21 protein-coding genes are annotated in these 26,019 nt (G+C 64.2%); 9 read left to right on the top strand and 12 right to left on the bottom strand.

Going from position 1 to position 26,019, the window contains the following annotated elements; all coding sequences use genetic code 11:
* The first annotated feature begins 97 nt into the window (after positions 1–97).
* From IAE60_RS01135 to IAE60_RS01120, 4 genes are all read left to right on the top strand, one after another.
* Positions 98–1,009, top strand: coding sequence for an ABC transporter ATP-binding protein (locus IAE60_RS01135; RefSeq protein WP_187573547.1), 912 nt, complete (start codon positions 98–100; stop codon positions 1,007–1,009).
* A complete protein-coding gene (locus IAE60_RS01130) occupies positions 1,009–1,767 on the top strand; it encodes an ABC transporter permease (protein ID WP_187573546.1) in 759 nt (252 codons plus the stop codon). Before IAE60_RS01135 ends, IAE60_RS01130 begins: the two co-directional genes overlap by 1 nt.
* 26 nt (positions 1,768–1,793) lie before the next feature.
* A complete protein-coding gene (locus tag IAE60_RS01125; protein WP_187573545.1) occupies positions 1,794–2,984 on the top strand; it encodes a sensor histidine kinase in 1,191 nt (396 codons plus the stop codon).
* A 202-nt stretch (positions 2,985–3,186) separates the two neighbouring features.
* Positions 3,187–3,789, top strand: a complete 603-nt coding sequence (locus tag IAE60_RS01120) for a response regulator transcription factor (RefSeq protein WP_187573544.1) — start codon at positions 3,187–3,189, stop codon at positions 3,787–3,789.
* Positions 3,790–3,961: 172 nt separating this feature from the next.
* Here IAE60_RS01120 and IAE60_RS01115 read toward each other — a convergent pair whose 3' ends face one another.
* The 7 genes from IAE60_RS01115 to IAE60_RS01085 all read right to left on the bottom strand — a co-directional run bounded on the left by IAE60_RS01115 (position 3,962) and on the right by IAE60_RS01085 (position 11,160).
* Complete coding sequence (locus tag IAE60_RS01115; RefSeq protein WP_187573543.1) at positions 3,962–5,332, bottom strand: leucyl aminopeptidase family protein; 1,371 nt, start codon at positions 5,330–5,332, stop codon at positions 3,962–3,964.
* A complete protein-coding gene (locus IAE60_RS01110) occupies positions 5,329–6,069 on the bottom strand; it encodes an HAD family hydrolase (RefSeq protein ID WP_185894293.1) in 741 nt (246 codons plus the stop codon). Before IAE60_RS01110 ends, IAE60_RS01115 begins: the two co-directional genes overlap by 4 nt.
* Before the next feature lie 851 nt (positions 6,070–6,920).
* Positions 6,921–8,012 carry an AI-2E family transporter gene (locus IAE60_RS01105; protein WP_187573542.1) on the bottom strand — a complete coding sequence of 364 codons (1,092 nt, stop codon included), beginning with the start codon at positions 8,010–8,012 and terminating at the stop codon, positions 6,921–6,923.
* Between the two features lie 203 nt (positions 8,013–8,215).
* Positions 8,216–8,644, bottom strand: coding sequence for a protein sip-5 (locus tag IAE60_RS01100; RefSeq protein ID WP_162110674.1), 429 nt, complete (start codon positions 8,642–8,644; stop codon positions 8,216–8,218).
* Positions 8,644–9,135 carry a phage holin family protein gene (locus tag IAE60_RS01095; RefSeq protein ID WP_187573541.1) on the bottom strand — a complete coding sequence of 164 codons (492 nt, stop codon included), beginning with the start codon at positions 9,133–9,135 and terminating at the stop codon, positions 8,644–8,646. Before IAE60_RS01095 ends, IAE60_RS01100 begins: the two co-directional genes overlap by 1 nt.
* Before the next feature lie 9 nt (positions 9,136–9,144).
* Positions 9,145–9,507 (bottom strand): hypothetical protein, encoded by a 363-nt coding sequence (locus tag IAE60_RS01090; protein ID WP_056878612.1) that lies wholly within the window; start codon positions 9,505–9,507, stop codon positions 9,145–9,147.
* 183 nt (positions 9,508–9,690) lie between these two features.
* Entirely contained in the window at positions 9,691–11,160 is a 1,470-nt protein-coding gene (locus IAE60_RS01085) for a Do family serine endopeptidase (protein ID WP_187574619.1), read from the bottom strand.
* Between the two features lie 541 nt (positions 11,161–11,701).
* On the opposite strand from IAE60_RS01085, the gene IAE60_RS01080 reads away from it, so the two are divergent.
* From IAE60_RS01080 to IAE60_RS01070, 3 genes are all read left to right on the top strand, one after another.
* Positions 11,702–13,852, top strand: coding sequence for an adenosylcobalamin-dependent ribonucleoside-diphosphate reductase (locus IAE60_RS01080; RefSeq protein WP_187573540.1), 2,151 nt, complete (start codon positions 11,702–11,704; stop codon positions 13,850–13,852).
* A 319-nt stretch (positions 13,853–14,171) separates the two neighbouring features.
* Positions 14,172–14,765 carry a hypothetical protein gene (locus IAE60_RS01075; protein WP_187573539.1) on the top strand — a complete coding sequence of 198 codons (594 nt, stop codon included), beginning with the start codon at positions 14,172–14,174 and terminating at the stop codon, positions 14,763–14,765.
* 121 nt (positions 14,766–14,886) lie between these two features.
* Entirely contained in the window at positions 14,887–15,696 is an 810-nt protein-coding gene (locus IAE60_RS01070; protein ID WP_162110669.1) for a TSCPD domain-containing protein, read from the top strand.
* A gap of 260 nt (positions 15,697–15,956) precedes the next feature.
* Here the strand turns inward: IAE60_RS01070 and IAE60_RS01065 are convergent, their stop codons facing one another.
* Genes IAE60_RS01065 through IAE60_RS01045 form a run of 5 tightly spaced genes read right to left on the bottom strand, consistent with a single transcriptional unit; the run spans position 15,957 to position 22,087 of the window.
* Positions 15,957–17,177: a phosphorylase family protein gene (locus tag IAE60_RS01065; protein WP_187573538.1), complete on the bottom strand. Its 1,221-nt coding sequence runs from the start codon at positions 17,175–17,177 to the stop codon at positions 15,957–15,959.
* Between the two features lie 2 nt (positions 17,178–17,179).
* Positions 17,180–17,638, bottom strand: coding sequence for a DNA-binding transcriptional response regulator (locus IAE60_RS01060; protein WP_187573537.1), 459 nt, complete (start codon positions 17,636–17,638; stop codon positions 17,180–17,182).
* Entirely contained in the window at positions 17,635–21,267 is a 3,633-nt protein-coding gene (locus IAE60_RS01055; RefSeq protein ID WP_187573536.1) for a hypothetical protein, read from the bottom strand. The genes IAE60_RS01060 and IAE60_RS01055 overlap by 4 nt, the downstream gene beginning before the upstream one ends.
* 59 nt (positions 21,268–21,326) lie before the next feature.
* On the bottom strand, positions 21,327–21,542 hold the full coding sequence (locus IAE60_RS01050) for a hypothetical protein (RefSeq protein ID WP_187573535.1): 216 nt from the start codon (positions 21,540–21,542) through the stop codon (positions 21,327–21,329).
* Positions 21,543–21,574: 32 nt separating this feature from the next.
* Positions 21,575–22,087: a hypothetical protein gene (locus tag IAE60_RS01045; protein WP_187573534.1), complete on the bottom strand. Its 513-nt coding sequence runs from the start codon at positions 22,085–22,087 to the stop codon at positions 21,575–21,577.
* Positions 22,088–23,297: 1,210 nt separating this feature from the next.
* Between IAE60_RS01045 and IAE60_RS01040 the strand changes: the two genes are divergently transcribed.
* Positions 23,298–23,996, top strand: coding sequence for a hypothetical protein (locus IAE60_RS01040; RefSeq protein WP_187573533.1), 699 nt, complete (start codon positions 23,298–23,300; stop codon positions 23,994–23,996).
* Positions 23,990–26,017 (top strand): Mu transposase C-terminal domain-containing protein, encoded by a 2,028-nt coding sequence (locus IAE60_RS01035; protein ID WP_187573532.1) that lies wholly within the window; start codon positions 23,990–23,992, stop codon positions 26,015–26,017. Before IAE60_RS01040 ends, IAE60_RS01035 begins: the two co-directional genes overlap by 7 nt.
* The last annotated feature ends 2 nt before the right edge of the window (positions 26,018–26,019 follow it).

Genomic DNA, 26,019 nt, shown 5'->3' with positions numbered 1-26,019 from the left:
GACACCTGTCACCTGATTCGCCTGAGGGGCGCCACTGATCACAGGCGGGGCGACGGCGCAGGCTGTGTCCATCTTCCGACAAGGCCCTGGCATGGACATGGCGACCCTCCCTTCCCCCGCACTGGCCCGGTTGCAGGGCGTGCGCCACCAGTATGGCCGTGTGCTGGCGCTCGATGGCCTGGATCTGGCGCTGCCTGCCGGCCAGGTGCTCGCCCTGCTTGGCCCCAACGGCGCCGGCAAGACCACCGCGATCGGCCTGCTGCTGGGCCTGCAGCGTCCGCAGGCGGGGCAGGCGGACCTGTTCGGCCTGCCGCCGCAGGACCTGGCCGCGCGCCGCCGCGTCGGGGTGATGCTGCAGACGGCGGCCGTGCCGGACACGCTGAAGGTGCGCGAGCTGATCGACCTGACCCGCAGCTACTACCCGCGCCCGCGCAGCGTCGCCGACTGCATGGCGTTGGCCGGGCTGGACGGGCTGATGGACCGCCGCTACGGCCAGCTGTCCGGCGGACAGCAGCGGCGCGTGCAGTTCGCGCTGGCCCTCTGCGGACGGCCCGAGTTGCTGTTCCTCGACGAACCCACCACCGGCCTGGACATCGATGCGCGGCAGACGCTGTGGAAGGCGATCCGCGAACTGGGTGCGCAGGGCTGCGCGGTGCTGTTGACCACGCATTACCTGGAAGAAGCCGAAGCGCTGGCCGACCGCGTCGTCGTGGTCAACCACGGGCGCGTCGTCGCCGAAGGCACGGTGGCGCAGATCCGCGCGCACGTGGCGCAGCGGCGCATCCGCTGCAGCACCACCTTGCCGGCCGCGCAAGTGCAGGGCTGGCCGGGCGTGCAGCGCGCACAACGCGAGGGCGAGCGCCTCGACATCGTCGTCGAGGTGGCCGAGCCGGTGGTCCGCCGCCTGCTGGATGAGGATCCCGCACTCACCGAACTGGAAGTGCAGCGCGCCGGCCTGGCGGATGCCTTCCTCGCCCTCACCCGCGATACGCAGAAGGAAGCCGCCTGATGGATACCGTCGCCACCGTTCCGTTTTCGTCCACGCGGGCCTACCTGCTGGAAGCGCGCTACGAATTCCTACGCCTGCTGCGCACGCCTTCGTTCTCGCTGCCATGCCTGCTGTTCCCGCCGGTGTTCTACCTGCTGTTCGGGGTACTGCTGGGCGGCAAGGGCGGACCGGTCGCGGCGCAGTACCTGCTGGCGGGCTATGGCGTGTTCGGCGTGATCGGCGTGGCGCTGTTCGGCTTCGGCGTGACGGTCGCGCTGGATCGCGAACAGGGCCTGCTGACGCTCAAGCGCGCGCAGCCGATGCCGCCGGGTGCGTACCTGGTCGCGAAGATGGCGATGGCACTGCTGTTCGCCGCGATCATCCTGCTGCTGCTCGCCGCGCTCGCGGCCGGCGTGGCGCACGTGCAGCTGTCGGCCGCACAGTGGGCCGCCTGGGCGGCGACGTGCCTGGTCGGCGTGTTGCCCTTCAGCGCGCTGGGCTTGTGGCTGGGCACGCTGGTCGGCGGCCGCGGCGCGCCGGCGCTGATCAACCTGGTCTACCTGCCGATGGCGTTCCTGTCGGGGCTGTGGGTGCCGCTGACGATGCTGCCGAAGCTCCTGCAGACGTTGGCGCCGGCATGGCCGGCGTATCATCTGGCGCAGGTCGCGCAGCAGGCCGTCGGTGTCGGCGCCGGGCGTCCGCTGGGGCTGCACCTGGCCGTGCTGGCCGCCATCACCGCGGTGTTCTTCGTGCTGGCGCGCCGCCGCCTGGTGCAGTGACCGGACCGCCGAGCAAGGAGCCCCCGATGAACCTGTCTTCCTCTCCGCTGCTGCGCCGGCTGACCCGCCTGCGCGACGCCCTGGTGCCGGAGGCGCTGGGTTTGGGCTGGATGCCCCTCTTCCTGCTGGGCTACCTGGTGTTCCTGTTCATGCCGGTGCTGGTGCCGTCCGGGAGCGACTGGGGCAGCAACCTGCAGTGGCGCCTGTGGCCCACGCTGGCCTCGATCGCAGCGTTCCTGCCGATGTATTTCCTGGCCTACCGCGGCAGCGCGATGACGCGGGTGCTGTGCACGCTGGGCATCGCCGCGCTCGGCTGCGGGCTGATGGCGTACAACGCTTTCTCCAACACCTACATCATCTACGCGGCGGCGTTCGTGGCGCTGCTGCCGGGCGCCCTGTGGGTGCGGTTGGCGGTGCTGGCGGCGCTGCTGGGGGCCTATCACGGCCTGTCGATGTGGCTGGGGTTCCCGGTGTTCGTGTCGGTGCTGACCGCGATCATCTCGGTGGCCGTATTCACCGGCAACTACTTCCAGTCGGAGACCGTGCGCAAGCGCGCCGAGCTGAAGCTCTCGCACGAGGAAGTGCGCCGGCTGGCCGCGCTGGCCGAACGCGAACGCATCGGCCGGGACCTGCACGACCTGCTCGGCCACACGCTGTCGCTGGTGGCGCTGAAGTCCGACCTGGCCGGGCGCCTGATCGACCGCGATCCGCAGGCCGCCCGCAACGAGATCAACGAAGTCAGCCGTGTGGCCCGCGATGCGCTGGCGCAGGTGCGGCGTGCGGTGACCGGCATCCGCGCGGCCGGACTGGCGGCCGAACTCGCCTCCGCGCGCCTGCTGCTGGAATCGGATGGCGTCACCCTGCGCTACGACGCGCAGGAAGTCGCGCTGCCCGCCGATCTGGAAACCGTGCTCGCCCTGAGTCTGCGCGAGGCGGTGACCAACATCCAGCGCCATGCGCGCGCCACGCTCGCCGAGGTCGCCTTGTCGTCCACGCCCGGCCACGTCGCCCTGCGCATCCGCGACAACGGCGTCGGCAGCGCGGCCGTGCCCGGCAACGGCCTGGGCGGCATGCGCGAGCGCGTCGAATCGCGCGGTGGCCGCCTGCGCATCGATTCCACCCTGCGGCAGGGCACCTGCGTGGAGATCATGCTGCCGTTGCCGTCGGGGTCCGATGTCGTGACGGCACCAGAGAAAGCCCCTGTAGGAGCGACGTAAGTCGCGACCGCATGGCCGGACGCATCCTCATCTCGACACACGTGCGCGGATGCGGGCTGCCTCGCTAGTTTCCAGGGCTGCGCCACCCGTACGGTCGCGACTTACCGGTGCAGACTTGCCTGCACCACTCCTGCAATGGGCAGTCCACTTCACGAGTGTGATTTACTAGCGTGACGTTCAATCTTTCTGCCACGACATCCCGATGATCCGCGTCCTGCTTGCCGAAGACCAGGCCATGGTGCGTGGCGCGCTCACCGCGCTGCTGGGCATGGAAAACGACATCGAGGTGATCGGCAGTGCGGCCGATGGCGAGACCGCCTGGCGCGAACTGCAGCGGCTCAAGCCCGACCTGTTGGTCACCGATATCGAGATGCCCGGCCTGAGCGGCCTGGAACTCGCGCAGCGCATCCAGCGGCACGAGCTGCCGTGCAAGGTGGTCATCGTCACTACGTTCGCGCGCAGCGGGTTCCTGCGCCGCGCGCTGGAGGCCGGCGTGTCCGGCTACCTGCTGAAGGACGCGCCGGCCGAGGATCTGGCCGAGGCGCTGCGCAAGGTGCACCGCGGCGGTCGCGCCATCGATCCGCAACTCGCACTGGAAGCCTGGTCCGACGCCGATCCACTCAACGACCGCGAGCGCCAGGTGCTGCGGCTGGCCGGCGAGGGCCAGTCCGCCGGCGACATCGCCCGGCAGCTCAACCTCTCGCAGGGCACCGTGCGCAACTACCTGTCCGAAGCCATCGGCAAGCTCGGCGTGGGCAACCGCATCGAAGCCTACCGGCTGGCGCGGCAGCGCGGGTGGTTGTAGGAAATGAAGTGCCTTCTGTAGGAGCGACGTCAGTCGCGACCGCACGCGTCCCGCGCTTCGATGGCTCGCGTTTTACTCAGGCATGGGCATGCGACGCTCGTCGCGTCTTTGACCGGTTCACGTGGCTTCGGGGACACGGTCGCGACTTACGTCGCTCCTACAGGGGGCAACGTCACGCGCCGTAGCGCGCCTTCAGCATCGCGTAGGCGCTGCGCAGGGCCAGGGCCTCGCCACCGGCGGGGCGGCCGGCACGGTCGCTGTCGTTCCACGCATACACGTCCAGGTGCGCCCACTTCATGCCGTCCGGCACGAAGCGCTCCAGGTACAGCGCGGCGGTGACCGCGCCGGCCATGCGCGAGCCGGCATTGGCCAGGTCGGCGATGCCGCTGGTCAGGTAGCGTAGGTACGGGCGCCACAGCGGCATGCGCCACACCGGGTCGCGCGTGCGTTCGCCGGCGGCGATCCAGTCGTTGGCCACCGCATCGTCGTTGGCGAACAGCGCCGGCAGGTCCGGACCCAGCGCGATGCGCGCTGCGCCCGTCAGCGTGGCGAAGTCCAGCAGGAGGTCGGGCGACTGCTCGCCCGCGTAGGCCAACGCATCGCACAGGATCACGCGGCCTTCGGCGTCGGTGTTGTCGATCTCCACGCTGACGCCCTTGCGGGTGGCGATCACTTCGCCCGGGCGGAAGGCGTTGGGACCGATGCTGTTCTCCACCGCCGGCACCAGCAGGGTCAGCCGCACGGGCAGTTGACGTGCCATCACCAGGCGGGCCAGCGCGATCGCATGCGCCGCGCCGCCCATGTCCTTCTTCATGTTGCGCATGCCGTCGGCCGGCTTGATGTCCAGGCCGCCGGTGTCGAAGCACACCCCCTTGCCGACCAGCGCCACGTGCGGCTGCGCCGCATCGCCCCAGCGCAGCGCGATCAGGCGTGGTGCGCGGTGGGAGGCGCGGCCTACCGCGTGGATGGCGGGGAAGTTCTGCGCCAGCAACGCGTCGCCGGCGACCACCTCCACCTGCGCGCCGTGCGTGGCGGCGAGTTCGCGTACCGCGACCTCCAGCTCGTCCGGCCCCATGTGCTCGGTGGGCGTGTTGACCAGGTCGCGCACCTGCAGGCTGGCCGCCAGCAGGTCGAGCGCTTCGGCGTCGGCCTGCGGCAGCACCAGGCGCGCGGGCTTGCGCGCCGGCTGCTTGTAGCGGTCGAACCTGTAGCTGCCCAGGCCCCAGCCCAGCTGCAGCGCGGTGCGTGCGTCGGCGGACAGGTCGCTGGCCAGCTGCCAGTCGCCGGCCGGCAGACCGAACGGTGCGTGTGCGTAGCTGTAGGGATCCAGCGGATCGCCGATGCCGATGACCGCGCCTGCCAGCCCGTCCTCGCCCGGCAGCAGCAGCAGCGAACCCGCGCCGGCCGCGAACCCCTGCGCGTCGATCCAGGCATTGACCGTGGCGGACTGGGTCGTGCGCCAGGCGGCCAGTTGCGTGCGGTCCAGCACGTGCAGCGCACGCGCGGTGGTGGAGGCATCGGTGTAGGCGAGGGCGGCGCTCATGCGGCGGCGTGTTCCGTGGCGAAGTCGGGGTGGGCGTCCAGCCAGTCGGCCAGCGCGGTGAGGGTATGGAATTCCAGGTCCGGGCGCAGGGTTTCGTGCGTCCAGGCGCGGGGTTGGCCGTTGTGGTCTTCCGGCCGGTTGATCCAGCAGCTGCGCAGGCCGGCGCGTGCGGCGCCCAGCACGTCCATCTCGATGTGGTCGCCCACGTGCAGCACCTCGGCCGGCGGCACGCCCAGCCGTTCGCAGGCGGCCAGGAAGATGCTGGCTTCCGGCTTGGCGGCGCCGTGTTCGCGCGAATGGATCTGGTGCACGAACAGGTGGCCCAGCCCGATCCGCTGCAGGTCGGCGTTGCCGTTGGTCACCGCGGCCACCGGCACGCGTGCGGCGATGCGCTCCAGCGCCGCCAGCGCGTCCGGGTAGTACTCGACCTGGTTGCGTGCGGCGTAGAAGGTGTCGTACGCGGGCTCGAGCAGGGCCATGTCGGCGCCGCTCTCGCGCAGGGCGTGTTCCAGCGTCATCCGGCGCAGGGTGCTGAGGTCGTGCTTGTGCTGCGGATGCGCGGCGAACACCTGCTCGCGCACGGCGCGCATGCGCTCGACGGGGAACATGGCGGCGGTGGCGGGGCTGTGCTGGCGCAGCCAGTCGTCGAGGACGCGCTCGATGCGTGCGCCGATGGGGGCGAACGGCCAGAGGGTGTCGTCGAGGTCGAGGGTGATGGCGCGGACGGGGAAGCTCATCGGGGCGATTTTACACCCGGCAGGCAGGGGCCCTTTCATCGGCCCCAGGAGGAGGCCCCTCTCCCTGCGGGAGAGGGGTTGGGGAGAGGGGCAACGAAGCCCCTGTCTCTAAGCTTCCCATGTTGTCGCCCCGTCCGCTTTATGGCCTTGCGGAATAGACCGCTTGGCCCACGCATGGCGCCGCTCGCCGCGGGGGCGTCCCTTTCTTTGCTCGTGCAAAGAAAGGAACCAAAGAAACACGCCCCAGGCGGCACGCCCTGCGCTTCGCTCCGGGTCCGCGGGCGGGCCGGGAATTTTCGTATGGCACATCCCTGTGCCATACGAAAACGCCGTCATCCATGACGGCGCCCTTCGGGTTTTACCCGGCCCACTCGCCGTGCCTCATGGGGGCCCCGAAAAGCAGGAGCAACAGCAACAGCAGATCGCGGACGCGTTTGCTTTTGCTCCCGGGGCCCCTTAGGTCCGGCAGTCCCGGCGGGTAAAACCCGCAGGGCGGCGCACAAGGATGTGCGCCGTTTTCGGCCGGGGCAGGATGCCCCGTCCGAAAATTCCCACCGGGACTGCGCACCCGCCGCGCAGCGGCGGGCGGACCGCCGGGGGGTGTTTCTTTTGCCTACTTTTCTTTGCACAAGCAAAGAAAAGTAGGGCCCCCGCGGCGAGCGGCACCATGCGTGAGCAAGAAGATCCATCCCGCAAGGCGCCATGAAACCAAAGCGTGATCGTGGATGTTGTGCCAGCAGAGCAGATCGAAGATGCGGTCTTCGTTGCCCCTCACCCCAACCCCTCTCTCCCACAGTGACTTCCTTCGGTCGCCGGTGGGAGAGGGGCTCAATACATCGAAGGCGCCGCGCTCACTCCAACAACCGCGCCCAGCCTTCCATCCCTTCCACCCGCGCCAGCACCAGCTTCACGCACACCAGCAGCGGCACCGCCAGCAACAATCCGATGATTCCCCACAACCACCCGAACAGCATCAGCGCCAGGATCAGCACCAGCGGCGACAGCGCCATCCGCCGGCCCAGGATGATCGGGGTGACGATCTGCCCCTCGATCGTGTGCAGCACCAGGTACGCCACCGCCGGCAGCATCGACTGGAACGGCTCCTCGAAGCTGATGAACCCCACCAGCAGCATCGCCACGATCCCGATCAGCGGCCCCACGTACGGCGCGAAATTCAGCAGCGCCGCCATCGTGCCCCACAACAGCGCCTCGGCCAGCGGCAGTCCCAGCAGGTACAGCACGCAGGCGAACACCAGGCCCACCACCGTGTTGATGATGCTGATGGTCAGCACGTAGCGCGACACCTCGCGTTCGATGGAGTGCAGGATCTCCACGGTGAACTTCTTCTGCTGCCGTCCGGGCAGCAGCGCGATGGCGTTGCGTTGCAGGTTCTCGCCGTACACCATGAAGAAGAACGTCAGCAGCACCACCGCCAGCAGCGAGGCCAGCACGCGCGGCGTGGCCAGCAGCTTGCCGTAGGGGTCGTCCGGCGTTGCCTGCACCACCTGCGGCTGCCGGCCCGTCTGGGTACCGGCGGCGGCGCGGGCGAAGTTCTCGGCGGCCTTGTTCGCGTCCTGCACCGGCTTGGTCAGCTCGCGCAGCTTGGGCGCCAGCTGGCGCATCTCGCGCGGCGCCTGCTGCGCCCATTCCATCGCCGACGGCAGCATCTTCTGCGCCAGCAGCCCGGTCACGGCCATGCCGCCGAGCAGCACGATCAGTGCGCCCAGGAAGCGGGGCACGTACAGCCGGCGCAGCACGCGGATGATCGGGTTGCCGACCAGGGCGAAGAACATCGCCAGCAGCACCGGCAGCAGCAGGTCCTGCGCGGCCCACAGCGTGTAGCCGACGGCGAGCGTGGCCAAGACCAGCACCGGGGCGGAGGCGCGCGGGCGTGGCGGCGGGGCGGGGACCGCAGGTGCGTCGGGTGGGGCAGGTGTGCTCATGGGCAGAGGGTCGCCTGAAGGATGCGCGATTGTGCAACGGCCCCTGTGGGAGCGACGTGAGTCGCGGGCGCGCGCCGATAGCGGCGCCGCATGCAAGAGGGTGAACGCGCCGCAGCGCGTACCGGAAAAGGAACGGCCGGCTTTCCCCCGATGGATGGCGTGCGGTCGCGACTGACGTCGCTCCTACAGCAGCCCTGGGCGCCTCAGCGCTCGGACAGCTCGGTCGCCGCTTCGGCCGGGCGCGGTGCGGTGACCACGATCTCGTCCTCGTCGAAGGCCTCGTCCACCAGCGGCTCCTCGTCGGCCTGCACGTCGGCCTGTTCCTGCGCTTCCTGTGCGGTATCGGCCGCCTGCTCGGCGGTCTCGGCGGCGGCCGCGGCCTGCGCCGTGGCCAGGAAGCTGGAGACCGCGGTGAACATCTGCATCCAGCGCGCGCCGTTCATGGCGCGCAGCGGTTCGGCGCGGCCGGCCAGGAAGCCGCTGACCAGCCCGGCGATGACGATGCGGCCCGGCGTCCAGCCCTCGCGCCAGGCCTGCTTCAGCGTGGCCCACTGCAGCTGCGCGTGGGTGGCACGCAGCTCGACCCGCTGCTCGGCGCGCTGTACGTGCTGCAGCAGCTTCTCGAAACGCATCACGCGCCTCCGTGGTCGGCGGCGCGCGGATCGTGCGCGGTGCCGGCAGGGGGCGGGTCGTCGTCGATGGCGGCGTCCTCGTCGAACAGGCCCAGCTTGGACAGCTGGCGCCGCGTGGCATGCATGCCGGTGTAGTCGAAGTAGCGCCCCACCTTCCAGGCCGCGAACGCGGTGACCGCCAGGCTCAGCAGGGCGGCCACCGACAGCGACTGGAACCACGAAAAACCGAAGCGCTGCATCAGTGCGATCAGCGCGCCCGTCACCAGCAGCCACGCCGAGGCGCCGAACACGATCGCCACGCATGCCCAGGCCAGTGCGCGGCCGAAGGCGCTGCGCGCCAGGGCGAAATCGGCGGATACCAGCCCGCGGAACGCGCGGCCGGCCCCCTTGGCCGAACCGAACGCCGCGCGGCCCGCCGCACCGACTTCCCTCAGGGTGTCGGCCAGGTCGGGCGGCGCGGGGGTGTCGGTATCGCGGGGCGCGTCGCTCACGCGGCGGGCTTACTTGTCGCCGCCGCTGCGTGCCAGCTTGGCGATGATCCAGCCGGCGGCGAAGGCCACGCCGAACGAGGCCAGCGGCCGCTCGCGGATCAGGTCCGCCGCGCTGTCGATCAGGTCGCGGCCCTTGTCCATCAGCGCGTCGACCTGCTCGCGCGCGGCGCCGCCGCCGGCTTCGGCCGCGGCGATGCCCGACAGCGCGCTGTCGGCCAGCTCGGATTTCACGTTCGCCTTGCCCAGGCGCAGTTCGTCGCCGGCGGCGCTGGCCGCGCCCTTGATCGCTTCGCCAGCGGCCGCGGCCGCCGAGGCCAGGTGCGAACCGGCTTCGCCGAGGTTGGACTTCAGGGCATCGGTGTTGGTGGGCATGCTCATGGGTGTCTCCTGCAGGCGGGGGATGGGACCACTCTAATGCACGGGAGTGAACGGGCTGTTAGGTGGAGCGGGGAATGGGGAACAGGGAACAGGGAATGTACGCATCAAGCGATCCGCAGGTTCACGAACTTCGGATGCAGAACACCTTAAGTCCCCGTTCCCCGTTCCCCGCACCCCTCACTGCATCAGCAGCCGGCCGGTGCCGCGTCCGCGCAGGATATTGAGGACCAGCTGCGCCGGCTTGCGCTCGAAGCTGGCGCGGAAACCCGGCAGGTCGCCGAACTCGCCGCTGCTGCTGGCCACGATGATGTCGCCCGGGCGCAGGCCGCTGTTCCAGGCGCGGCTGTCGCGCGCCACGTTGCCGACCTGCACGCCGCCCTGCGCGCCGCGGATCATGCCGCGCACGGCCTGCCGCGCCGACTCGTCCATCTCCTTCAGGGTGGCGCCGGCCAGACGCGGATCCAGGCTGGCGCCGTCGGCGCTGCGCGCGCCCTCCTTCAGCGCCACGTTGAGCTGCAGCGGCTTGCCGTCGCGGCGCACGTCCAGCGCCACGCGCGTGCCGACCGGCTGCAGGCCTTCGAAGTTGTGCAGCGCCGCGCGGTTGTCGATGCGCTGGCCGTTGGCCGCCAGCACCACGTCGCCGGGCTGCAGTCCGGCCTCGGCCGCAGCCGAGCCGGGATACACGCGTGTCACCAGTGCGCCCCGGGGCAGGTCCAGCCCCAGGCCGCGCGCCACGCGCTCGTCCACGTCCTGCGATTCCACCCCGAACGTGCCCCGGCGCACCACGCCGTCGTTGGCGATCAGCTGTTCCATGATGCCGCGAGCCATGTTGATGGGAATGGCGAAGCCCAGGCCGATGTTGCCGGCCATGCTGCCGCGCGGGTTGAAGCTGGCGGTGTTGATGCCGACCAGCCGGCCCTGCAGGTCGACCAGCGCGCCACCGGAGTTGCCCGGGTTGATCGAGGCGTCGGTCTGGATGAAGTTCTGGTAGCCCGCCACCGGGATGCCGCTGCGGCCCACCGCCGACACGATGCCCGAGGTGACCGTCTGGCCCAGGCCGTAGGGGTTGCCCATCGCCACCACGAAATCGCCGACCTGCAGCTGGTCGCTGTTGGCCATCGGCACGGCGGTCAGGTTCTGGGAGGGGATGCGGATCAGGGCCACGTCGGTGTCCGGGTCCGAGCCGATGAACTCGGCTTCCACCTGGCGGCCGTCGCTCAGCGTGACCGACACGCCGTCGGCGTTCTCCACCACGTGGTGGTTGGTCAGCACGTAGCCGCGCGCGGCATCCACGATCACGCCCGAGCCCAGCGCGCGTTCCACCCGCTCGCGCGGCATGTCGGGAATGCCCAGCAGGCGGCGGAAGATCGGGTCGTCGCCGAACGGTCCCAGCGGACTGGCCACGCGCACCGTCTGCCGGCTGTACACGCTGACCACCGCGGGGGTGACGCGCTTGAGCATGGGCGCCAGCGAAGGCAGCGCCTGCCCGTCCACCGCGGTGGGCAGGGCGGCAGCGGCCGGTACGGCGGCCGCGGCCGCAGGCGCGGCGTTGGCGGGCTTCTGCAGCAGGTCGTTCAGGCCGGTGGCGGCGAACCCGCCGAACGCGGCGGCGGCGGACAGGGCGATCAGGGTGGGGAACGGGCGCAGCGCTTTCTTCATGGTCGGTCGGCAGCTCGTTGCGTCGGAGGGAGCGGGCGCCAGGGGCGTCCCGCGGAACCTGAATGAGTCTGCGCACGGACCCCTAAACCGGCAATGAAGTTCACCCACCGCGCCGCCCTGGCCGGGTCCACCGCGCGCCGACGGACGGCGGGTTTAGGGCGATGCAATTGTCATGTCAATCCGGTTGACAGGGGGCACCCCCGGGCGTAGTTTGACGGCTTCGTGCGGACACAAGATGTTGCGGTCCAGCACGAAGCGGACCCAAGCACTGGTGTTTCACGTCGGGCTTTGCGCTTGGGAAATCGGGCGCCTTTGGGGATTGGCGCATGAGGTCGAGGGACGCAGTGGGCAGCACGGCAACGGCAGGGCCCACCACCACAATCCGGCCATCCGGGCAGCGCATCCTGTGCGGCGGCCCGCGCCGGCGTCCCCGTCGTCCGGGTCCGCGATGAGATACCGGGGCAGGCCCAGGCCCGCCCGCCACAGTCATTAGAGAAGTTCCAGTCGTTTTCAGGAGAACAACACAACCATGAGTACGGTGCGCCTCGAGGCGGTCAAGACGGAACAGCCCACCCTGATCCCCATGCAACCGGCGTCCCAGGACATCTGGGACAAGAAGTACCGGCTGAAGACCAAGCAGGGCGAGGCCCTGGACGCCGACATCGATGGCACCTACCAGCGCGTGGCCCGCGCCCTGGCCGACGCCGAAGCCACCCCCGAAAAGCGCGCCTACTGGTACGAGCGCTTCGTGTGGGCGCTGCGCCGCGGCGCCATCCCGGCCGGCCGCATCACCTCCAACGCCGGCGCCCAGCAGCACAAGCCGGCCACCAGCACCATCAACTGCACCGTGTCCGGCACCATCGAGGACTCGATGGACGGCATCCTGGAGAAGGTCCACGAAGCCGGCCTCACCCTGAAGGCCGGCTGCGGCATCGGCTACGAGTTCAGCACCCTGCGTCCGAAGGGCGCCTTCGTCGCCGGCGCCGGTGCCTACACCTCCGGCCCGATGTCCTTCATGGATATCTACGACAAGATGTGCTTCACCGTCTCCAGCGCCGGCGGCCGCCGTGGCGCGCAGATGGGTACGTTCGAGATCTCGCACCCGGACGTGAAGGACTTCATCCGCGCCAAGCGCGAAGACGGCCGCCTGCGCCAGTTCAACCTGTCGCTGCTGATCACCGACGGCTTCATGCAGGCCGTGGACCAGGACGCCGACTGGCCGCTGGTGTTCCCGGTGAACATCAAGGAGAAGGGCGACATCGACATCGAGGACGCCGCCCAGGTGGTCTGGCGCGAGTGGCCCACCCACAAGAACTACATCGTCCGCGACGACGGCCTGGTGGCCTGCAAGATCTACGGCCACATCCGTGCCCGTCATCTGTGGGACATGATCATGGTCTCGACGTACGACTACGCCGAGCCGGGCTTCATCCTGATCGATCGCGTCAACGAGATGAACAACAACTGGTGGTGCGAGACCATCCGCGCCACCAACCCGTGCGGTGAGCAGCCGCTGCCGCCCTACGGCGCCTGCCTGCTGGGCTCGGTCAACCTGACCACCTTCGTGCGTGATCCCTTCACCGACCAGGCCCGTTTCGACTGGGAGGAATACAAGGAAGTCGTGCGCGTGTTCACCCGCATGCTCGACAACGTGGTCGAAGTGAACGGCCTGCCGCTGCCGCAGCAGCAGGCGGAGATCCTGCGCAAGCGTCGCCACGGCATGGGCTTCCTGGGCCTGGGCAGCACGCTGACCATGCTCAAGCACAAGTACGGCAGCGCCGAATCCTGCGAGTTCACCGAAGCCATCGCCCGCGAGATGGCCGTGGCCGGCTGGGAAATGGGCCTGGCCCTGGCGAAGGAGAAGGGGCCGGCGCCGATCATGGACGAACTGTTCACCGTCACCGCCGCCATGCTGCGCCAGCGCCCGGAAATGGCGAAGGACGGCTGGAAGGCCGGCCAGGAGATCCCCGGCAAGGTGCTGCACGCCAAGTACAGCCGCTACATGCAGCGCGTGGCCGAAGTCGCGCCGGACCTGGTGGACGAGCTGGCCGAAGTCGGCAGCCGCTTCACCCACCACAGCTCCATCGCGCCCACCGGCACCATCAGCCTGTCGCTGGCCAACAACGCCAGCAACGGCATCGAGCCCTCGTTCGCGCACCACTACAGCCGCAACGTGATCCGCGAAGGCAAGAAGTCCAAGGAAAAGGTGGACGTCTACTCCTACGAGCTGCTGGCCTACCGCGAACTGGTCAATCCCAAGGCCATGCCGTTCTCGGACGACCCGGAAGCCAAGCTGCCCGACTACTTCATCGCCGCCGACGACATCTCCCCCAAGGAGCACGTGGACGTGCAGGCCGCCGCGCAGAAGTGGGTGGACAGCTCCATCTCCAAGACCGCCAACGTGCCCACGGACTACCCGTACGAGCAGTTCAAGGACATCTACCGCTACGCCCACCAGCAGGGCCTGAAGGGCTGCACCACGTTCCGTTTCAACCCGGCTGCCTTCCAGGGCGTGCTGGTCAAGGAAGCCGACCTGGAGAACACCACCTACCGCTTCGAGCTGGAAGACGGCAACGTCATCGAGGTCAAGGGCAACGAGCAGATCGAGTACGACGGCGAGATGCACACCGCCGCCAACCTGTTCGATGCGTTGAAGGAAGGCTATTACGGCAAGTTCTGAGGCACCGGCCTTACCCCTCTCCCCTGGTGGGAGAGGGTGCCCCGAAGGGGCGGGAGAGGGGAGCGAGCGCAGCGAGCTGCTTTTGCTCCATGCGAAAAGCGGCCCCTCATCCGCCTTCGGCACCTTCTCCCCGCTCGCGGGGAGAAGGTGAGGCAAGAACCTCTCCCCGCGTGCGGGGAGAAGGAGAGGCCACCATCCCCGCCCGCGGGGAGAGCGGCTCCAGAAAGTTGAACCAAAGATTCACCGGTTTCACCGTTCCACCCCGCGCCATCGGGTATAGCATCGGCAGCGTCACAACCTCGCCCACAAGGAGGGCAGCATGAGCAACGGTAATGGTGTCACGGCGACGCTTTCCGGCGCCGCCGAGAGCGTGAAGGAAACAGTGGCCGGCATCGGCGAAGCGGTGGCCTCCACCGCCAGCGAGACGGTCGCCAAGGCCAAGAAGGCGGCCAAGAAGGCGCGCAAGACGGTCACTGCCGACATCGCCAAGGCGAAGAAGGCCGTGGCCAAGCGCACCGACAAGGCCACCAAGGCGGTCAAGAAGACCGTCGCCAAGGCGAAGAAGACGCTGGCCGCGGCCAGTGCCAGCGCCAAGGCCGAAGCCGCCAGCCTGCAGAAGAAGGTGACCGGCAAGAAGGCCGCGAAGAAGGCGACCAAGAAGGCGGCCGCCAAGAAGGCCACCAAGAAGGCGGCCAGCAAGAAGGCCACGGCCAAGAAGGCGGTGAAGAAGACCGTCCGCAAGGCCGCGGCCAAGAAGGCGCCGGCCAGGAAGGCCGCCAAGAAGGCAGTGAAGAAGGTCGCCCGCAAGGCGCCCGTGAAGAAGGCGGCGAAGAAAGCCGCCCCGAAGAAAGCGGCCAAGAAGGCCGTCCGCAAGGCCCCGAAGAAAGCCGCGAAAAAAGCGGCCCGTAAGTAAGACCTGATGCTTCACCCCTCCTCCCCCGGGTCCGGGGGAGGGTTTGGGCGGTCGCCGGCCCGGAAGGCCAGGCCCCGCCCATCGACGACAACTTTCAGAACACGAACAGGATTCTCCCGTCATGGCCGTCAAGATCGACAAGAAAATCAAGGGCTACAGCGTGCTCACCCCGGAAGACAAGGCGCGCGAAGCCGCAGCGCCGGTCCCCACGGCGTCGGTGGCGCGCGAGACGGTGGAAAAGGAAACCCCGCAGGACAACATCATCCAGATGCACGAGCGCATCGAGCGCCCGGAAGTCCTGATCGGCAGCACCTACAAGATCAAGTCGCCGCTGGTGGAGCACGCCATGTACGTGACCATCAACGACATCGTGTTGAACGCCGGCACCGAGCACGAGCTGCGCCGTCCGTTCGAGATCTTCGTCAACAGCAAGTCCATGGAGCACTTCCAGTGGATCGTGGCGCTGACGCGCATCATGTCGGCGGTGTTCCGCAAGGGCGGCGACGTGACGTTCCTGGTGGACGAGATGAAGGCGGTGTTCGATCCGCGCGGTGGTTACTTCAAGGCCGGTGGCGTGTACATGCCGTCGCTGGTGGCGGAGCTGGGCGCCATCGTGGAAGAGCACATGAAGTCGATCGGCCTGATCCACGACCCGGAAATGAGCGCGCACCAGCGTGCCATCCTGGCCGAGAAGCGCAAGCAGTACGAAGACCGCGCAAAAAAAAACGCTGACGTAAGCGCGGCCCCGGCCGCCGCGCCCGCTGCACCGGCCGCGCCCGCCCTGGGCGCCGCCGAGGACATCGCCGTCACCGGCGATGGCGCCAGCTTCCCGCCCTCTGCGACCCTCTGCCACAAGTGCAGCACCAAGGCCCTCGTCATCATGGACGGGTGCGCGACGTGTTTGAACTGTGGTTATTCGAAGTGCGGGTGATGCATGGCAGAAGTCTCGGTAACCGCATACAAGTGTGTGGGTACCCATAAGCCGCTAGTTTGGTACACATAAGCGCCTAGTTTGGTACACATAAGCCGCTAGTGGTCTGCACGGATAGGCATAAGCTGCTAGTTGGAAAGGCATAGGCTGCTAGTGGCCTGTCGGCTAGTGATTAAGACTACAAAGGGCTCCCTCGCGGGAGCCCTTTTTTGCACGCGCCATTTGTTAGCAATCGCCCCAAAGTATGTCGACCATCGTGCTCAACGAAGATCGTCAGCGTACCGCTCCAAGAACAGCCCCACCGTCCTTGCACTCGTATAGCAAGCATAGGCCTGATGATCGTCACCTTTCAGGTTGTCGGCGAAATCGCAGACGCTCTTTGCCACGATCGCTGTCGGCCTAGGCTCGTTGGCCTCACTGATAGCATGAAGAAATCCATAGGATTCCATCTCGATCGCCCGAATCTTGCGGTTCTGCTTCTGAATCCAGCCGACGTAATCGCTGTTGGCAAGCACCGCAGATCCGCAGGCCATTGGCCCTCGTTTCACTTCATAAGGGTTCTTCGGCTTGTTTGGCCATTTATCCCAGATCCCCCGCAGACTAGCGGCGTCCTTGGCGAGCTGATCAATTCTCGCGATTACCTTAGCGTCGACTGATATCTGATGAGGGTCCTGGTGAAAGACCGTTCCTCCATCGTCATCGACCGCATGCTTACCACTCTGGTAGTCCCAAGAGCATTCGGCGAAGATCACATCGCCAATCTCTGCTCGTTCAGGCAGCCCCGCACAGATGCCGGGCATTACACAGATCTTCGGCGAGAGGATCGACACCAGCTTCGATGTCAGGACTGCAGCAGCGACCATGCCCATTCTTGAGGCATGCGCCGCCGCCACGGTGAACGTCTTGCCATTGGCCTCAAACTTGCCCCGGCTAATGAATACCGTGTCATCGGCAGGCTCCCATGCTCCCCAAGACCAGTCCAGAGACTTGATAGCATCGATCTCTGATGCCAGCGCTGCAACGATGAGGACATCGACGCTCTCTTCTTCCTGATCCCGTTGATGGCGCTCTCTCTTCAGATAGTTGGCGCACTTGACGATGGTGTCTGCCCAACTATCGGTGAAGTCGCTTGTAGGAAGCAGGGTCCAGGTAGATTCGCGAAACGTCTGCTTCGCCGCTTCAGCTGCATCGTCATAAGCGGTCATGCCCACAATCTTGCCGGGCATCAGCAGATCTTCGCCCGCATCAATCTCTGCGAGGAGCTGCAGTGAATGGGCTACATCGGCGTCTTCATCGATTCGCCCCGGAATCCTAAGATCCAGGAGCATCAGATCGAACTTCTCTTTGGCAAGGCACTGTCTTGCTTCTGAGGCGCTTCTTATACACACAAGATCGTCATAGGCCAGCGCTGAGCGCTCTACCAGATTCTTGACGATGGTTGCGACTCGTCGCCCGTTGTCGTCTACGATCAGAACGCGCATGTTCACTCCATTATTTTCCGAAGATGACTCTCTAGCCGGGCCTTCCATTCATCGTTGACGACGTTATAGCGAAGGCAGTCAATGAACGTATCTGGGTGCTCGTTCCTCAACACATTGGACAGCTCTTCTAAGTCGAACTTCTTGCCGTTGTTATCGAAGCCTTCGTACTGCGTGATCACGATCACTTTGGTCTTGAGTTCGTTTCCGTCGAAGTGTCTCAGGACCTCGGCGCCTCCGAAGCCCTGAGGCCGACCGCCGGACTCACCGAGTGCGATGTCGAATGTGGGCAAGGACATGTCTAGCAGGACGATGACTGGCTGGTGCTCGAGCGCTATATCGATCGTGGATCGCACGGACCTCGACACCAAGACTTCTGCTTCTGGCACTGCAACTGCCAACCAGTCAGTGATGCTATTCAGCTTTGGATCTTCATCTTCCGCGACAAGAATGCGCATGCTCATTGATCTCGGTGAACAGAGAGAGCGAGCTCGAGTACGAACTCGCACTTATCATTGACATCAAAATGGAGTTTTCCGTGCTCTGACTGAAACACCGTGCTAGCCAGTTTTGCGATTCCCGACTTGCCTTCGGTTCGCGCTCTGGCTAGATACGCTGGATCTCTTAGCTTGGATCTGGTGTCGCTCAACTTTGCACGCAGTAAAGCTATGTCACGATCTTCCGCAATCTGATTTGTGACGAAGAAGCTGAGCAGCTCCTGATTGGCATCGTATGAGGCTGTGATTGATACGCGGGGAGAAAGCATCGAGGAATGCTTCGCCACATTGCTCAGAACGTCGTATAGAACGTCTTGAACGACAGGCATTTGCTGCACCGTGAACTGAAGCCCAGTGTCGTCCTTGAATGTAAGCTCAGGCTCGAATCCTGGCGTGAACGAGCGCACAGACGTCAGTGCAATCTCATAGACCACGTCCAGTGCAAACTTCACGTCCTCGGTTTCAGTTGGAACAAACCAATTGGCTGCGGACTTCACAGCGGCCTGCGCATTGGCTGAGGCGTTGTTGAGAGCACCGATGAGATCGGCGCGATCATTGCCTGGTGGCAGCGAGTTATATACCGCTACGCGTAGCTGATTGAATAACTCGCCAATGTCACGCGATGCGTCTGTCCTGATCTGCGTATGCGCTGCCTGAAGCGACACATTGAGCAAGCCACGCAACGTGGCCAGCACAGTCTCTAAGAACATCTCTATAGTCGGATCTCGCGATGCAACGGCCCGAACCAGCCTGTACTGGAGTGGCGCAAACTTGATGTCGAACATCCCGATTGGGCGCTCTTCACTCCTGACGTGAAGGAGCACATCCTTTAAGCGCAGTAGGTACTGATCTAGCGATTTCGCGAAGCTGTTGAAGGCTCTGATCAGCTCTTCCGGATCTCGCGCTGTCGCTATCACGTGCCCCCACTTGACGTTGTCTTTGTAGGTTCCATCTATGTGTTGCTGAGTGATCATCCCTTCGGCTTCTACTGGAGCGCGCAGATGGCCGACGATCGAGCCGTGCCGCACGCGCTTGCTTAGATAGCTATCGAGGCCATGGGGGATGTTGAAAAGATAACTGTCCCGAGCCTGCCTCATCATCAGGATGAGAAGCACGTCTGATTCCCTATCGCTTGCTGCCAGTAGTTGCTTCACTAGAACTTCGGGCTTTGACATGTTTCTGATGACATCGTCGAAGCTTTCCGCTGGCCCCTCATCACGTACCAATTGAGCGTAACGACTATAGGTGTCTATCAGGTCACGCCGGAGAATCGACTTCAAGGCGCCGATGTCGACGTGAACCCGGCTTGCGTCAATGGTCTGCCGGCCCTGGCCGATTCTGATCTCTTTTGAGATGGTCAAGACCTGATAGCGGTACTCTTCAGCCAGAGCGGGGTTGAGCTCGACCAGCGCAGAATAGATCTCTCGTCTCTCTTCCAGAACGGCTCTCGAGCCTTTCAGTGGCCCGATCATGTCAAGGACGTCTGTCGAGCATGCTCGGTACAGAAAGTACGCATACTCGGCAGTCCTCTCTTTCCGAGCAATACTCCTGACTTTCGATGGTTTGTCGATCCCCAGCGTCCTAAGCACTTTCTGAAGCGCAAAGGTTCGGATCGTCCTGGTCTTGTCGGTAGGCTCGATGTCCGATAGAGCTGCGAACGCATTGGAGATGGCGATGTCGGCAGCGAATGGCTTCACGTCATCCCACTTCAGATCTGCCAATGCTGATCGGATCGGCAACGAGTCGGGCCTTCTTCCCTTCACCGCCAGCTCCGTGCTGATCAAGGCGGCTGCAGGTGCCAGATTTCCATTGGCACCGTAAGCGGATAGGGCGAGCGTCGTGGAGGCATTGGAGAGCAGTACTGATTGAGACTGCAGAGCAGGACCAATGAACGCTTCGACAGCATCATAGTTTCCTGCCAGGTGAGCGGCACAGGCCAGCGCATATGCCTTCGCGCCAGGTTCTATCTCATCCTGTTCATTGGACTGAGCGTGCTTCCCGAACAGATTGGCCAAGGCGCGCGTCTTGCCTGCAGGTATTGTGGCCAGGTATTTCTGCACGTCGTCTTTCTGATCTGCATTGATAGCCACGTCCATGAAGCTCACGTGGCCGAAATTGAGTATCGCTAGTTTCAGAAGAGAGAAGTGATCTGTCGCCGAGCTGGCATTAAGGGCAGCATGTAGGGCACGCGTTGCTGTGCCTGCAGGTATGCATGCGTACAGGTGCCCTAGCTTACGTGCGGCATCGATATCAACATCTGCTGCAAAGCGCAGAGGATCCGCCTGAGCGACTAGGGCTAGCGCAATTCTTGATTCAAGATCTGTGCTCTTGTGTGCCGGCAAGCGTGGCTGGCGCGCACTGGAGAGGATAAGGCTGCGCGTAAGTACAGTGAAACCGGATCTGGCCTCATCATTCCTCGCGCTCCTGACTGCACGATAGGCCGACGCCGCGGCACCCGTGATCAATAGGTCGCTTATGCCCGTTGGCGCAACAGGTGCCGAGTGCGGCCAGTCGGGGACCCCGAAGCTCTGAGCTAGCTTACAGAGCCTGAAATCATTGATCGTCTGCATCCGCTTGAGTGCTCCTGCAGCCAGGAGCCTCTGTGCTTTGGATGTAGCGCTGATAGCGAAGTGCTGCAGCGCAGAGACCAAGGTCTCGTACATGTCGAAGACGTGATGGCTCTGTTCTGTCCTTAGAATCGAAGCAACGGACTTGTCCGCCTTTGGCCACTCAGAGAGCAGCTTGTACGAAAGATAGGTGCGTACATCGCCCTCAGCTAGCGCACCAAGACGACGGGTGGCGTTGTCCAAGAACCAGCCGATGGGTACGGATCGCTCTGCGCGTTGAGACCAGTTTCTGGCAAGAAATTGAAGAATGCCCTTGGGATAATGTTTGCGGATATCTGCCGCGATCTGTTTCTGCCCCTCATCTCCCTGCAACTCCTGCGCAACTGCGATGCGCAGCGACGTCGACCACAATGAGACGCCTTCCCTGGTTTCTAGGTCACCAAGCCGTTCTGATGCTCGATCGAACTGGCCATTGAGGAGATCTTGCTCAATGACTGACCGCGATGCGAGAAACGCGTTCAGGCGTGCCGATGAGCTCGCCATTCTTTCAGCGAGCCAGTTTAGTTCGAACTTGAGTGACTTCTCGGGCGCATCGTGCATATGACTCAGATGCGCGAAACCTATCGGGACGTTGTCGAACCGGGCTGCATCGATCGCCAGTAAGCGCTCAACATCTTTAAAGAACGCCTCGACCTGAGACGTTGTCAATCTTCCTCGCGCCTCAAGCAGTGCTTTGTCCAAGCCCACCCTGAAGGCGAAGGCACGGAGAACGCTGTCAGGCTCAGCCCTCTTCCTTGTCGAGATGCGATCACTCTTTGACAAACGCTCATGACGGCCAAAGCGCGATTGCGCTATGACGCCGCTGATCAAAGAAATGGCCTTCTTCTTCTTTCCTTGCTTCAAGCTCCTGCTCCCCTTCTTAGCAGCCCCCGGATTGATCTGAGTCAGATCGTTTCCGCTATCCCCGCTGGCTTCCCGCAATTGCACTGGCCTCGCCGCCCGCGGGTCCGCTACCCCGTCTTCGTCCATTCTTGGATTCTAGTGAATCAAAAGCCGCTGGAACAGAATGATCGAAACGGGGCCAGCGGTCACTCGAAGCCCCCGGTCACCAGCACGAGCGACTCCAGGCGCTCGGACACTGCGGTCTGTTGCTCCGGCTCGACCACTTCCAACATGGCGCTAGCCTCTGCGGCGAAGGCCTCCTGTACATCTGACGGGTAGATCGTGGCGTACATTGCGGGAAGGCCGGCCTGAATGGCATCGACCAGGAAGTTGGCTTCGGTGGGCGTCAGATAGGTTGGCATGAGTCTTATTCTTGGCGGGGCGTGCTTAAGTCTCACCAATCATGCCCGCGCCATCCAGTGACACCGGTTTGTCGCTCCCAGTCATCAATAGCGACAAACGGGGCATGGATCGAGGAGCGGTGTTGGAGTGCCGGTGACTCCCAGCTGCAGAAAATGAAGCGACTGGCGACAAGTCGTTTGAAGGGAGCGCGCAGGCTGGCCATCCACTCGTGGTCGAGCAATAGATCAACCGCACTTTGAAAGTGCTCTTTATGGATGTTGAGCAGCGTCTCGTCACCGATGATGTGACTCTCGGCAATCAGGCCTGCCAGTACGCTTAACGATCTTGCGTCGACTTGCGTCGACAAGACCGTCAGTGACTCGGAATACCGGGTGGCGGCTTGGTCCAGGGGAAGGAAGGCAGGCTCACCCGTCATAGCCTCGCGCTGGAGCGGCGAGGGCGTTCGCAGTTTGAGAGACCACTTTAGGCGCGCTAGCTCCTCTCGCAGCTCATCCAGGGGCGGCAGCATAGGGTGGGTCAGGGTCCAGATCAGATGGCCCTTCATCCACTCTCCTGAGCCTGGATGTAGCTGCTCTGCGCATTCCACCAGGTCAACAGGGAACTCGAAATACTCCAGAGCCGTCCTGCTTTCATCTGCCGCGAGGGGTCCTGAGGGAAGTCGCTCTTTGGACCAGCTGTCACCGCCAGATAACGAGGTTAGGGCCTGCATGTCGGCCGCGGTAAGCGTCTCCGAGGGGATCCTGCGTACCCCTCGCGGATCTGTCCCTTTCTCCGCCACCGAGACCAAGGTCTGCGGCCGCTCCATGACTGATCTGCAGGCCTTGGCTATGGCGTTCTGGTCCAGGAGGGCTCGCTCCAACGCTGCCCAGCCTACATTGGCGGACTCTGGACCCCGGGTGTGATGGATGCGTAAGCGGCGAGCCCAGATCTTGCGCTGGAGACGGATCAGAGGACTGCGAGAGGGTCTGGACACTTTGGAAACCGGGTCGTTTCTAATGCTTGGCAGGGCGAATGTTAAGAGACAAGCTGGCACGAGAGCACGTGAACTCGCGGGAAATCGGCATGTCTGTCTCCAGAAGGGCCCCGGGATTCGACGAATCCAACTGGATCGCGGATCAGATTGATCGCTACGGACCGGTGCTGGGGGGCGAGCTTCTGCGTCAGTTCCTGGGCTTCCGCACCGCGGCAGCTTTCCAGCGAGCCAGGTCGTTAGGCGAGGTAGAGGTGTCCCTCTTCGCCTTACCGGGCCGCCAAGGCCTCTTTGCATTGACTCAAGAAGCGTGTGATTGGCTTATCAGCCAGCGCCGTATGGCCCAGCAGGTCGCGCCGGGGGGCAGCGCTATCAACCCCTCAGAGACGTAGCGGTGGTCAGCACGCGTACTTCTGGCCGATCCACTCGGAGGTGTCTGATGACCCGTTAGCAGCCGGCAGCGTCGACAACATAAGGGCTGGAAACAGCAACGGCCCGGGGTCGTAACCCGAGCCGTTGCGAGAAACGCTGAAATTGCCACCTCAGCGTCTCCCAGCTTACCAAGCAGATTTGCCGTGTCAACGGTGAAAGCGCTGGCGGCTGCCTGTCCGTCCACAGGCCCTGATCGTCCACCCGATCAAGTACGTGACCTGCGGCATACCCGGGTCACGGGAGACGAAATATCGTGAATTCACCAGCATTACAGATGCTGCAGCCTACGCGCAGCAGCATTGCGACATCACCGCATTCGCCAACAGCCCTGAGGCAGGCGTTGATGCGACTTATGTACGACGGCGCGAGCCATGGACTTCGGATCGAGCTGCCGCCCGCCGGCGCGCACAGAATACGTGATCTAGTGCACCGCGGCGCGCAACGCCCGGTATCAAAAATCACTTCCGTCAAGTTGGGCCGGGTCGTGCAGTGCGAGTCGGCATTGGAAGTCGATGCCATCCAGATACTGGATGCTCAAGGCGCCGTCGCGACCTTCAGCGAACAGGCGTTACGCATTCACTATCACTTGGATGGCCAAGCCCGTCACCACGTGCCGGACCTTGCTGTGCTCACACACCAAGGCCGCCTTTTGTTGTTTGAGGTCAAGTTTCAGTCGGATGTAGATGAGAATGTCCAAAAAAGGACCGCGCTTCTGCAGGGGGCGCTGCGTGCAACAGGCGTCCAGTACCAGTTGCTTACCGAGGATCAGATACGCGGTGGTGACAATCTGCAGCGCGCCATACGCGTGCTGCGCCGTGCCCGCCATGCAACATGCAAGGTGCAGTTGACCACCGTACTGGACAGGCTTGTCCGCTTGGGCTGCGCCGAATTGTCCACATTCGACTGGGACGTCCCCGGAAGTGTAGCGGCCTGCTCTATCGCATACCTGCTTGTGCAGGGGCGTGCTTCGCTGGATGCGAGTGTTCCGCTCACCGCACGTACGCGTGTGTGGGCTAACCAGGGGTCAACGCGGGAGGCCCTGACATGGTGATGGGTAGCTTCTGTGTATCCCAACGCTACCAGCTCAAGGATCAGCTCTGGCGAATCTGTCGAGATCTGGGCAAGGGAGCCTTGATCGTCGAGGAGCTCGGCACCGGACGTATGCAGGAGGTCAAGCTGGCCGACCTGCTGATGGCATGGAAGTCTGGTCATCTCACCCTTGGTGGCAAGCTGGTGGACGCAGCCACTTCGCAGCTCACCGGCGCCATTCAAATGGCGCGCGCCGATGCCTTCCGGCAGTCGTACTCGAAGGAGGCCCAGTTAGTCGCGAAGGTAAAGCTGACGTATGTTCAGGCGCTGAAGCAGCTACCAAGAACCGAACGGCTGATGGTGCCGGCTATCGAGGAAGTCTGGAAGAGGAACAAGAAGTCAGGGATCACGCTTCAGAAGAGGCCGCCCCATTTCACGACCGTTGCCCAATGGATTCGGGTCTACCAAGACGCTGGCGACGACATACGTGCCTTGGTGGATAGGGAGCAGGAGAAGGGAAACAGAGACAATCGCGTCAGGCCCGCGGTAGAGGAAATGGTCGATGACTTGATTCAGACTCGCTATCTCACACCAGAACGTCCTCCAGTCCAAGAAATAAGGAAAGAACTCAAAGGTCTGATCGCCACAGCTAACGCTGGCTTTATCCATAGTGAGCTGTTAACCGTTCCTTCCATTGGCTACATCAAGAGGAAGATTAGCGGGCTTTCAGCCTACGATGTTTGTCGTGCTCGTTATGGAAAGCGAGTGGCAGATCTGAAGTTCCGCACGTCGGGACGGGGTGTCGTGACCCTGCGTCCGCTGGAGCGGGCCGCCATGGATCACACCCGCATGGACGTGTTTGTCATCGATGAGCGCACCTGTTTGCCCTTGGGAAGGCCGTGGCTGACGCTCATCCTTGATGAGCATACTCGGTACGTCCTGGGCTTCTATCTATCGTTTGAAGAGCCCAGCAGCGTAAGTATGGCTCGCGCACTGCGCCATGCTTTGGCACCCAAGGACGGGATCGTAGATGTCAAAGCATCGTGGGACGCGTGGGGCGTCATGGAAACGCTGGTGGTGGACAACGGCATGGAGTTCCACAGCCACGCCTTGGAGAACGGTGCCGGACGCTTTGGTATCACGGTTCAGTTCTGTCCGCGGCGCAAGCCCTGGTACAAGGGCAAGATCGAGCGGTTCTTCGGCACATTGAACACCTCCCTTCTGATAGACATGAAGGGAAAAACATTCTCCAGTCTTGTACTCAAAGGGGACTACGATCCTGCAAAGCACGCGGTTATGACGCTAGAAACATTGAAGCGCGTGATCAACATCTGGATCGTTGACATCTACCATCAGACACCTCACTCGGTGCTGAAGATGACGCCCCAACAGGCGTGGGATGAAGGGATTGAGCGCGTTGATCGCTACCTTCCCCCATCTTCCATCGCGACCGAGGCCGCCTTCAGCGTCAGTCACACGCGTCGCTTGACGCACAAAGGTATCGAGTTCGACACGCTGCTTTACAACAGCCCCGAGCTGGGTGCGCTTCGCGCCGAACATGGGGATGGCATGACCGTTGAAGTCCGAACCAGTGATGATGACCTCGGCTCCATTGTGGTCATCGGTCCGGACGGCAAGACTCTGATCCACGTCCCGGCGCTGGATGTGGAGTATGCGAAGGGCCTGACGCGTTGGCAGCACAGTGTCTGCAAACGCTACAAGAATCGTCTCCAAGACGATCAAGCCGCTGAGATCTCCCTGCTCGATGCCAAGCTGCGGATTCGTGCCTTGATCCAGCAAGACATGGGTGGGAAGCGCAAGTCCACTCGCAACGCTCAGCAACGTTTCATGCAAAGTGAGCCGGCTGCCATGCCCCCTACGGTTGAGCCTGCAGCTAGCAATCCGCCGCCGGCGCCCAAAGTTCTCCCGGCGCCAAAGCCGTCCCGATCGACGACGGCCGCACCGGTCATGCCTGAGCTTGAGGATGCGGACGAGATTCCGGTGCTGGAAAGTCGTAAGCGCTCTGCGGGGGCTGCATCGTGACC

Origin of the sequence: Pseudoxanthomonas mexicana, assembly GCF_014397415.1 — a bacterium.
In the GTDB taxonomy this organism is placed as follows: Bacteria; Pseudomonadota; Gammaproteobacteria; order Xanthomonadales; family Xanthomonadaceae; genus Pseudoxanthomonas_A; species Pseudoxanthomonas_A mexicana.
Note: the sequence above shows the minus strand (reverse complement) of the source record. Positions and strands in the feature narration are given on the sequence as shown.